Source organism: Candidatus Chordibacter forsetii, assembly GCF_964187505.1.
GTDB lineage: Bacteria > Verrucomicrobiota > Verrucomicrobiia > Opitutales > Seribacteraceae > Chordibacter > Chordibacter forsetii.
Genome location: NZ_CAXLML010000147.1, coordinates 1 through 8,680, shown reverse-complemented (window position 1 = coordinate 8,680; position 8,680 = coordinate 1). Strand labels below are relative to the sequence as shown.

Genomic DNA, 8,680 nt, shown 5'->3' with positions numbered 1-8,680 from the left:
ATAAACTCTTCTCTTTTCAATTCATAACCTGCCCCATCAGGCTTAGGGTGGTAGCGGAAGATCATCCGTCTGGCCGGTTCGCAGGAAAATAGGGAGCCTTCATACTTGGTAGGCAGAGAGCCATTTTCATAGTAGGTAATCCCGGTCGGTGAACCACTCCCATAAACATCACCAGGAGGAAATGTACCCGGCAGGTGGGTGCGCCACTCCGCCTCCGCATTGGTTTGGCCGGCTATGCGATCGGCGGACCAACCGAACTTCCCATCCTCGGAACAAAACCCAAAAAAGGCACCTTCGGGAACAAAGCTCGTTCGGCAAGCAGGAGGGTCATCATTATCATTTTGAAACATATCCCCGAAGGAGGTGAATATCTGCTCATAGCTGTTGCGGTACCCATGTCCCACAATTTCCATATTTTCCCCATCGGGATCGATACGACCGGTAAATCCAGAAACCCAGACATGCCCGTCATCACTTTCCTTTCCCGCAAAGGTGGTGGGGTTAAAATTCCATCCCACCTGTGGTCCTCCTTTGTTGTAGTAAAAGCTACCCACATAAAAAGTCCGGCCTGAACCATCGGTGATCTTGGCTCCGCAATTTCCCTGGTTAAAGTAGAGCTTACCATCGGGCCCACCTATGACCGAGTGGGTTGAATGATCGTGATTGCTCCCGATGAATCCAGTGAGGAAGACTTCGCGAGTGTCTCCTTCATCATAGACTAGATTCCGATTCACATCGGTGTATTTGATAATGTCTGGTGTCTGCGAAACAAAGATTTGATTATCAATCACACCAATCCCCATCGGGGCAACGAGGTACGGGTCCTGTACAAAAACGGTTGATTTATCAGCCACGCCATCTAAGTCAGTATCCTCAAGAACGACCACTCGATCGCCTTCCTTGCGGGTTTGACTTCTGCGATAGTTCACCCCTTCCGTTACCCAGATCCTTCCGTTTCTATCCACATCCATATTGGTGGGATTAAAGAACAAGGGCGACTCCGCCCAGAGAGTTATTTCGAGCTCAGGATCCTGCAAAACGAAATCTTTAACGGCTTGCTGAGCATGGGCACTCGCGAACAGACCAAAACAAAAACTAAATAAAGATAAAAATGGGTAGAAAGATAAAATTTTCACAAATCTAACCTAACCGTGCGCTTTTAGGGAACAAACCCAAAAGCTAATCTTTTCTAAATTTCGGCCAGAAAGACCTTTGAAACATCAGGCAATCAAATCCTTGACCACATGGCCATGGACATCAGTTAGTCGATAATCACGACCCTGAAAACGATAAGTCAATTGTTCATGATCGAAGCCGAGCAAATGCATCCAGGTGGCCTGCAGGTCGTGCACATGCACAGGGTCTTTGGCTACATTGAACCCGAGTTCATCGGATGCTCCATGGACATGTCCACCTTTAACTCCACCACCGGCCATAATCATAGTAAAGCAGTCCGGATAATGATCGCGGCCTAGTAACTGTCCCTTCGATGTGCGCCCCTCACGGAAAGGTGTACGACCGAACTCACCACCAATAATTATAAGTGTATCGTCAAATAAACCCCGCTGCTTTAAATCTTTAATCAATGCAGCAACTGGCTTGTCCATAGTGGCACACTTCTTAACCAAGCCACCTGACTTATTAATCGAGGTGTCTTCACGAGTACCATGAAAGTCCCAGCCCCAATCGAAGAGTTGAATAAAGCGTACATCTTTTTCTGCAAGGCGGCGGGCGAGAAGGCAATTATTAGCAAAGCTGGATTCACCCGGCACGGCCCCATAAGACTCAAGCGTGGCCTTGGACTCTTTCTTAATGTCCATCACTTCAGGCACTGATGCCTGCATCCGATAAGCCAGTTCGTACTGGGCAATACGGGTTAGGGTTTCTGGGTGGGCAAATTTCTGGGCCGCCTGATTGTTCAAATCGCGTAGCGCATCGAGACTGGAACGCCTTAGCCCGCGGGTCATCCCGGGTGGGTCAGATACATACAGAACAGGGTCTCCCTTGGAGCGACACTGGACGCCTTGATAAACCGAAGGAATGAAACCGGCACTGTAGGAGTTTTTCCCACCATTTGGTTGGGTACCGCTTGAAATTAAAACCACATAGCCTGGCAGGTCCTGATTTTCTGAACCCAACCCATAAGTGGTCCAGGCACCAAAGGATGGGCGGCCTGGTTGTTGAAAACCGGTATGCACAAAGAGCTCTGCAGGAGCATGATTAAACTGAGTGGTGTGCATAGAATTGATCACGCACAGATCATCCGCAACTTCATGTAAATGAGGAATGGCATCGGACATCCACATGCCGGATTTACCATACTGAGCAAACTTGCGAGGCGATCCCATTAATTTCGGAGTACCGGAAGTGAAGGCAAACTTTTTGCCTTTTACAAATTCATCCGGACAATCTTGGTCTGTTCGTTTACCTAGCTCAGGTTTATAATCCCACATATCAAGGTGAGGGGGAGAACCAGTCAAATGAAGATAAATAACCCGCTTCGCCTTGGGGGCAAAGTGAGGAGCACGCGGAAGCAGAGGATTCTGGGGAGCGGATAGGCCAAAGGCATCGGGAGACATTAACTGTGCAAGAGCCCCCATGCCCAACCCCACCCCACAATTTTGGAGGAAGTGCCTTCGGGTATTAAGCTGAATTTTTTCGAGTATCGGATTCATGAGATGTGAAGAGTGAAAATGGAAGAGAGAAGAGTGAATTACCTTTTCATCATCATTTCATCGAGGTTGAGCATGATGTTCCCTGCAACAGTTAAAGCCGCAAGGTCAGCAAGATTGGAGTCTTTGGGAGCTGGCCCGATAGGATCAGTGGCCATTTTGCGGGCAAGTTCCAGGTCTTTGGAATAATCGCTTCGAACTTCCTCATAAAGAGCAACCAAGCGATCAAGTTCCTCTTTGCTTGGGTTGCGGGAAAGGCAGATCTCAAAACCTTTTTCCAGCTGCTCAGCTGGGCTATTACCTCTTGTCTTCATGGCACGGGCAAGAGATTGAGCGGCTTCCACATAGACAGGATCGTTCAAAGTTACCAAAGCCTGCAGAGGAGTATTGGTACGGTCACGGCGGACCGAACATACTTCCCGGTTCGGAGCATCAAAGGTAGCCATCGATGGGTAGGGGTTGGAGCGGCGCCAGGTAGTGTAAATACCACGACGATAGCGGTCTTCCCCCTTGCTGGTTTTCCAATCGATTCCACTACCAAAGGCTGCTTTAAGGCCCATATTGGGTTGCGGGGGTTTCACAGGATGACCATACATTTTTGAACTGAGCAATCCGGCAACTGCCAATGCCTGATCGCGGACCATTTCGGCAGACAAACGCAAGCGGGGTCCGCGGGCAAGCAAGCGGTTATTCGGATCCATCGCTGCCATCTTATCGGTAACATGTGAATTCTGACGGTAGGTATCCGAGGTAACTAACAATTTAAGAAATGCTTTCACATCCCAATCCATCGCCACGATTTCGGTGGCCAACCAGTCGAGGAGTTTGGGATGGCTGGGCAACTCCCCCTGAGCACCAAACTCTTCACTGGTAGCAACCAGCCCGATTCCAAATATTTTTTCCCAGAATCGATTGGCGGTTACCCGAGGAGTCAAGGGGTTGTCGTCCTGTATTAACCATTTCGCAAGATCGAGCCGGTTAGGGGTATCAATATTTTTGAGCTTGGGTGCTAAGGCTGAGGGAAACCCTGCACGAACAATTGGTCCCTTGCTAAGGTAGGAACCACGTAAATGAATGAAGGACTCCCGTCGATTGGCTTCCACTACCTCCTTTAGCATGGGCACAGTTGCGGATGGCTTGATCTGGTTAAGCTGGTTGCGAAGAGATGCGACCTGCTCCCTGATTCGTTGGGTGGCTGGCCCTTGCTTAACAAAATAATCCAACAGTTGCTTCTGTTCCTGCGGCGATCTCTTTTCGGTGGGCTTATCCAGAATCGAGGTGAGAGATTGGGAAAAGGCCAAGGCTGGATTTTTCGCATTGGTTACAGACAAACGGAACTTGCCAATTGCATGGTTGGGATAATTCTGAACGAGGCGGAAATTGAGCACTCCACCGGGCAATGGATCCTTTAGCTCAAATATTGCGTAGTGGTTCCTACCCTGCCCGCCAGCGATTGCCCAGCCAGATTCCTGGCCCTGCTTCCCATCAATCGCTTCATCCACAGTGAAATTATTTTGCTCATAGCTGGCAGTAGCTCGGGCAAAGCGAGCGGTGGTGGCTCCGTCCAATGATTCAATGGCCTCTCTCTGGGGGGCCTTGCTGTAAGTCTTTTCCCAGAGAATTACCCTTTCTTCGTCCAATACCTGTAAGCGGAATCCATCCAGACGGGCGTACAGCTTATTGTCGGTACGATTCCATACAGCAATTTTCGTAAGGTCATACTCCTTGCCTAAATCAATCTCCAGCCATGGCTCCTCATCCGAGTTAGCGGTGTGAGTAACACTCTTGGAATTGTAATTCCCGTCCACATTTCCATCGATCGCCAATTTGGCATCCCCGCCATAGTCGGTGGAACTCTGGGTAGCCTTGCCTTTAAGAGCAACATTTACGTCCCCCACAAAAGCCTGTACTTCTGCGATATGTAAAAGCTTGTGCTTACCGGGCAGTTCCAAACGCACAAAACGACCACGCTTGGCACTGCCTTTCTCTGCCGCATCACCAAAGGAGTTGAGAATCAGTTCATTGAGAACCATGTTGTGTATGCGGCTTGGGCCGTTGTGGGGCAATCGAGCGTCCTTGAGAAGATCAATTCTAACGGCAGTGATTTTATCCATCGATGAAATAGCGGAGAGTTCATATTCTTCCAATGGCTTTTTTGCACCCGATACAAAAACGGTTCCGTCCTCAGAGATGTTTAAATCTGCACCAGATTGAGCGGCTCCTTTTGTGGGAACCAAGGCATCCCACTTGGTTTGCTTTTGCTCAATTTCCCATTTTTTCAGTTCTGCCAGCAGGAGCTCATTCTCAGCAGATGGTTTAAGGGATCTCTCTAATTCAGATATCTTATTTTTCAGGTCCGATTGTCTCTTTTTCTGATGGTCAGAATAAATGGAGTAAACCGGACGCTCATCCTTTTTGTCCGAATCCTCAGTTTGGTTAAGGATGTCAAAAACCTGAAAATATTCCTCATGAGTGATTGGGTCATACTTATGGGTATGACACTGGGCACAGGCCATGGTGGTTCCCATCCAGGTGGCAAAGGTGGTGTTTACCCGGTCGACTACCGCAACATTACGGAACTCCTCATCATTGGTTCCTCCCTCATTGTTGGTCTGGGTATTGCGGTGAAAGGCGGTGGCAATTAGTTGGTCATCCGTAGGATTGGGCAGTAAATCCCCTGCCAACTGATCGATGGTAAACTGATCAAAAGGTACATTCTCGTTCAACGCACGGATCACATAATCCCGATACGCCCAGATGGTACGGGGCACATCATCGGCATATCCTGCGGAGTCTGCATAACGGGCAAGATCAAGCCACATTCTCGCCCAGTGCTCTCCAAATGCGGGCCGGGCGAGCAAATCATCAATCAATTGATTATAGGCATTGGGGTCTTGGCTTTGTACAAATGCATCCACTTCTGCAGGGGTGGGAGGAAGCCCAATCAAATCGAGAAAAACCCGGCGAATAATGGTCCGCTTATCAGCAGGGTTGGCAGGTTTAAGTCCTTCCTGCTTTAATCGTTCCTGAACAAAATGGTCCACAGGATGCATGCCCGTAGGTGCCGCTGGGCGAACTGGCTTTTTGTAGGACCAGTGCTTATCATACTCCCCTCCCTGATTGATCCATTTGCTAAACAATTCGATTTCCTCTTCAGTAAGCGGGTCACCCTTCCCCTTCGGAGGCATGATCTCCTCGTCATCAGAATCGAGCCCCATCCGGAAAATCATTTCACTATCGTCCGCATCACCCGGGATCAAGGCGGCATAGCCCCCCAAGTCTTCAGTCGCACCGTCAAAGGTATCCAATCTTAGCCCTGCTTCACGATGCTCTTCATCCGGTCCGTGACAGGCAATACACTTATTGGAAAGGATGGATTTAATCTGGGTATTAAAATCCACTTTCTCTTCGGCTAAGAGAAAGAGTGGAATTAATAAAAAAGGAAGAGGTATGAAACGCATAGTATTAATTGTTAAAAATCGATTCAAAAACACAAACAGAGGCATGTTAACTCTAAAGAAATAGCACTAAGGAAATATCATCGGGAACTCATCGCCCAGAGTACACTGATTTTCCCTAATTCAACCAGCTCATCCACCTCTTCCTGAGAAAGTTCTTTTTGCCAGATCGAAAACTGGTCTATCTTTCCGCATAGTGCTCGCACCTTATTGCCTTCGTTTATATTCGTGGTATGCCAGTTGCCCATTCTGCACATCCCTGGAACCATTTTATTGAAGGAAGAAGGATCGAGATCGGCATAACTCATCATTTCTCCGTTTATATATAATTTCACTCGTTTTTGAGGAATTGATACCGAGCCTGAGAGATGGATCCATTGGCCTGTTGGAATAACTTGGGTATTTGTTTTATTAATTCGATTTCCACCATGATAGCCCATACAAATTTGCCCATACCGGGTCATTTGCCAGAAGAAATCTCCTGGAACATCCCAGTCGTTGGAAACAAAAACAGAGGTTAGGGTTTTATCAAAACGATCAATATTGATCCAGGTCGACATGGATAATTCATCAAATTCATGGGTTATATTAAACTCCACATAATCATCATCGCGATCGAACAACAGGGCCTTTTTGCCAGGCCAGCGCCCCGTTACCCATCTCGCACCATGAATCCCCCCATTACCGGCAATTGGGTTGGTTGAATAGTTCTTCAATTGAGGCTCTTCAAAAAAGGGAAAATAACCGATCAATTCATCCGATTGATTGGTGTAAAAGCTATGCTGTTCCTGCCAGCGTAAATACCCGATTGAATTGGGGCTGGGAAATTTACTTAGGTCAGGAGTTTTAACTGGTATTAATTCCCCGTCCGAAAATTCGGTGGATTGCCCTTCAAATACTGAAGATAGTAACTCACTGGATTTTGGATTCCTTGCATCGACCTGGCCATCGATTACATGTAAAGTACTCGATCTTTTTTCACCATCCACCGAGATGGCAAATTCAGTGCCACGATCTTCGTAATCAATACTGGGAGAGGAAATGGTAAAACCTTCGGCACCGGCAGGGACAATTGCCCATACATCTCCATGATCCAATCGGATGTTAGAGTCATTCATAATCGCAAAAGTAGCTGGTGCTCTCATCACAGTGTCTACTCCGTTGCTAAACCTTAAATGAATGACCCCATCATCCAATTGGTAAAACCCCTTCTTGAATCTAACTTGGTCTGGACCTGCACCATCCGCAAACCCCGCTCCGGCTTGATCAACCAGCAAAGCATAAAAAGGAGTTTGAGGGGTAGAGACTTCTAATTTTGGAAAGTCAGGTGTTGCTTCAGGTTTTAAAAATGAAAGCACCGCAACAATAGATGCCGCCAAACTTATGAGCCAAGGAACATATTTTAAGGACGGCTTGGTTACATTGTTTTGAGGATGGTAGGAATACTCGCTTAAACCTTCTGAAACGGTGGCTAAGAGTTTCAACCTTTCACATGCCTCATTGTCTTTTCGCAAAAGATTATTGAGTTCTGACTTTTCCTCTTCCGAAAGCCTGCCATCGAGATATTTGTAAAAAAGTTTATCGTGTTTGTTCTTCACTGGGCACCTTTCATTGACATTTCCTTCTCAATACAATCAGCCAAAACAGACCTTAAACGGGACAGGGTCTGGTAAACAGCATTGGGCTTTCTCTTCCTCTGCTCAGCCAGTTTCTTGATAGACATATCGGATGCATAGGCTTCCTGCAGAAGACTTTGATGATCTTTCTTCAATTTCTTTAAGCAGGTACTTAAACAAAGCAACCATTCCGACCGCGTCGAAAAACTATCTGAGGGTTCATCTAGGAGTTTCTCCGCCACATCTTCGTCAAGCACCAAGCGGTCCCTCGCCTTGGAACGCCTAAATTTCAGGATCTCATATCGGGCAATCACAGATACCCAAGGTCCAAATCCAGTCTCAGCATCCTCCAGGTCAGAAAACTTTTTCCAAGCAATCACACTGACATTCTGCATCACCTCAGCGAGATCATGTGGATCCGGCAAGGAGGCACGAACAAATGCCCGAATGCCGGGATCATGCTTCGCCCACAATCTGGGAAATGCACCTCTTGGATCCGTGTTCAATTCATCGCTCATTTATTATTAAACTCCCATTCCATTGATATTCTTACAAAACTTTTCCCATTCAGTGATCAATTTGCTAAGCAATAGGATGTATTTTGCTTCAACATGCTTCCATTCACTTTTTTTAATACCATGAAATTTTGCCTCTCCTTAATCGCGTTGACACTTTTTTCAACGAGCAAAGCAAAACATCCGCACGACAGTAACTTATCAGTAGAAGGAGACACCCTTCTCTTCCGGATCGAAATCCCAGCAGGCACAAAGCAGAAGTGGGAATTCAATTTCGAAACCGGTGAAATGGAAAAAGATTACAAGGATGGAAAAGAAAGAATTATACAATTCCTACCCTACCCCGGAAATTATGGATTTATTCCGGAAACCCTGGCGGGAGACGGAGACCCCATCGATGTGATCGATCTGGATGAAGC

6 protein-coding genes are annotated in these 8,680 nt (G+C 47.1%); 1 reads left to right on the top strand and 5 read right to left on the bottom strand.

What is annotated here, in order from left to right:
* The 5 genes from ACKPQ4_RS06385 to ACKPQ4_RS06365 form a co-directional block, all read right to left on the bottom strand.
* The coding region (locus ACKPQ4_RS06385) for a PVC-type heme-binding CxxCH protein (RefSeq protein ID WP_407680365.1) at positions 1-1,136 on the bottom strand (1,136 nt) is incomplete at its 3' end.
* Between the two features lie 84 nt (positions 1,137-1,220).
* A complete protein-coding gene (locus ACKPQ4_RS06380) occupies positions 1,221-2,675 on the bottom strand; it encodes a DUF1501 domain-containing protein (RefSeq protein WP_407680364.1) in 1,455 nt (484 codons plus the stop codon).
* A gap of 38 nt (positions 2,676-2,713) precedes the next feature.
* Complete coding sequence (locus ACKPQ4_RS06375; RefSeq protein WP_407680363.1) at positions 2,714-6,133, bottom strand: DUF1553 domain-containing protein; 3,420 nt, start codon at positions 6,131-6,133, stop codon at positions 2,714-2,716.
* A gap of 77 nt (positions 6,134-6,210) precedes the next feature.
* On the bottom strand, positions 6,211-7,728 hold the full coding sequence (locus tag ACKPQ4_RS06370; RefSeq protein ID WP_407680362.1) for a LamG-like jellyroll fold domain-containing protein: 1,518 nt from the start codon (positions 7,726-7,728) through the stop codon (positions 6,211-6,213).
* Positions 7,725-8,264, bottom strand: coding sequence for a sigma-70 family RNA polymerase sigma factor (locus ACKPQ4_RS06365; protein ID WP_407680361.1), 540 nt, complete (start codon positions 8,262-8,264; stop codon positions 7,725-7,727). The genes ACKPQ4_RS06370 and ACKPQ4_RS06365 overlap by 4 nt, the downstream gene beginning before the upstream one ends.
* A 120-nt stretch (positions 8,265-8,384) precedes the next feature.
* Between ACKPQ4_RS06365 and ACKPQ4_RS06360 the strand changes: the two genes are divergently transcribed.
* Positions 8,385-8,680, top strand: a 296-nt coding sequence (locus tag ACKPQ4_RS06360; RefSeq protein ID WP_407680360.1) for an inorganic diphosphatase, incomplete at its 3' end; no start/stop codon positions are given.

What these genes read in the sequence shown, in the direction of transcription:
- ACKPQ4_RS06375 (WP_407680363.1), bottom strand. Translation starts at nt 6,133, where the DNA reads ATGCGTTTCATACCTCTTCCTTTTTTATTAATTCCACTCTTTCTCTTA.
- ACKPQ4_RS06365 (WP_407680361.1), bottom strand. Translation starts at nt 8,264, where the DNA reads ATGAGCGATGAATTGAACACGGATCCAAGAGGTGCATTTCCCAGATTG.
- ACKPQ4_RS06380 (WP_407680364.1), bottom strand. Translation starts at nt 2,675, where the DNA reads ATGAATCCGATACTCGAAAAAATTCAGCTTAATACCCGAAGGCACTTC.